This is a genomic window from Protofrankia sp. Cr1, assembly GCF_963555865.1.
In the GTDB taxonomy this organism is placed as follows: domain Bacteria; phylum Actinomycetota; class Actinomycetes; order Frankiales; family Frankiaceae; genus Protofrankia.
Map to the genome: position 1 here is coordinate 6,640 of NZ_CAUVXO010000256.1, position 1,794 is coordinate 8,433.

General features: G+C 74.1%; 1 protein-coding gene and 1 pseudogene. Both read right to left on the bottom strand.

The window, feature by feature from the left end; all coding sequences use genetic code 11:
• Positions 1 to 884 (bottom strand): annotated as a pseudogene (locus U9980_RS18165) (hypothetical protein); the annotation flags it as partial.
• Between the two features lie 100 nt (positions 885 to 984).
• A complete protein-coding gene (locus U9980_RS18170; RefSeq protein WP_322769012.1) occupies positions 985 to 1,755 on the bottom strand; it encodes an enoyl-CoA hydratase/isomerase family protein in 771 nt (256 codons plus the stop codon).
• Positions 1,756 to 1,794 lie beyond the last annotated feature (39 nt).

Consider the following 1,794-nt stretch of genomic DNA (forward strand, 5'->3'; position numbering starts at 1 on the left):
GCCGGGGCCTGGGCCGCGGTCTGAGTCTGGGTCTGGGTCTGGGGCGCGGCGGTGGCTGCCGTCGCCGTTGCCGGCGCGGGTTCGACGGCCGCGGCCACGAGCGTCGCCTGCTCCACCGCGAGGAGCGGCCCGGCTTCGGCCTGGCCGATCACGCCGGCCAGCGCAAAGAACACCGCGCTGGCCCCGGTAGTCGGCGCCGGAGTACTGCCCGCCCCACCCGCCGTCACGGCTTTCGCCTCGTTGCCGGTCAGTCCGGCGACGGCGATCGGCCTGCCCGGCAACGCAAGCCGGGCGAGGTTCGCGTGCACCCCGCGGTCACGCAGCAGCCGGGTGTCGGCATAGTCCGACACCCGGCCGTGATCGTCCCGGACGAGGACGGGCAGGCTGCGGTCACAGCGGGCGAGTGGCCGCAACGCCGTGCCCGCGTCGCCGACCAGGGCCGCCCCGGCTCCAGCCCCCGCCGCGCCGGCGACGTCGACCCCGATGACGAGCGTGCCCGGCTGGGCGCCGGTCACCGCGTCGAGCGCGGCCGGCGCACCGCCGAGGATCTGGACCGCCGGCACGCTGTCCGGCAGATCCAGCCCCGCCAGCAGCACGGCGGTGCTCCCGCCCTCCAGCAACGGCACATCCCGAGTGACCAGAACCACTCGTTCGACCAGGTCGGCCCAGCCGGCCTCACCTGCCGTGTCAGCCGCGCCGGCGCTGTCGGTGGGGCCGGCCCGGTCAACCCCGCAGGCCTGCCCGGTGTCGCCGGCCGCGGCCAGGGCAGCGCGGCCGGCGGCCACCGCGAGGGTCACCGCGTCCTCGTCCGGGCCGCCCAGCCGGATCCGGACGGTTCCCCACGCTGGCAGATGGGTCGCCAGAGCCCGCAGATGGACCGTCACGCCGTCACCTCTCTTCACGAGCGCCGCCGGTTGCATTTCCACCGCCCACTCTGACCCGAAACGGGCTGCGGAGAGCGCGGGGGCGGGGCTGGGGATGGGTCTATCGGGATAGGAAGCGCGAGACGGCTTCGTGGTGCTCGTCGGTGTCGAAGGAGTGGTATTCGGCCGCCAGCGCGTACTCCAGGACGCCGTCCACGGCCCGGCGCAGGTGCATGTTGACCGCGCGCTTCGTGCTCTGCAGCGCCTGCGGCGGCTGCTGCGCGAGGCGGTGGGCCAGTTCGAGGGCGGTGGCCAGGGTCGTCTCGGCCGGGGTGACGCGGTTGACGATGCCCAGCTGGAGTGCGGTCTCGGCGGTGATGCGATCGCCGGTGAACAGGTACTCCTTGGCCCGCGGCAGGCTCATTGCCGTCGGCCAGGTGGGCGCCCCACCGTCGCCGGCGGTCAGCCCGACCGAGACGTGCGGGTCCGACAGGTAGGCCTGCTCCGACATCACGATCAGGTCGCAGAGGACCGCGAGGCTGCAGCCCAGCCCGATCGCCGGCCCGTTTACCGCGCCGATCACCGGCAGCGGGCACTCGATCAGCTCGAGGACGACCGTCCGCGCCTCGTCGAGCAGCCGGCGCCGCTGCTCTCGGTCCTTCGCGATGACCCGAAACAGCTCCATGTCCCCGCCGGCGCTGAAGGCGCGCCCGGCTCCGGTGAACACGACCGCCCGCGCGTCAGGGTCGTCGGCCACGTGCCGCCACACCTTCGCGACGGCCGCGTGCAGGCTCGGGCTGAACGCGTTGAGCGCCTCGGGCCGGTTCATCGTCACGATGCGGACCGGACCGTCCTCCTCGATCAGCAGGTCCGGTGCGAACGGGTTGTCCATGTCTGGTCTCCCTCTCGTGGGGTGGTACGCCGCGGCGCG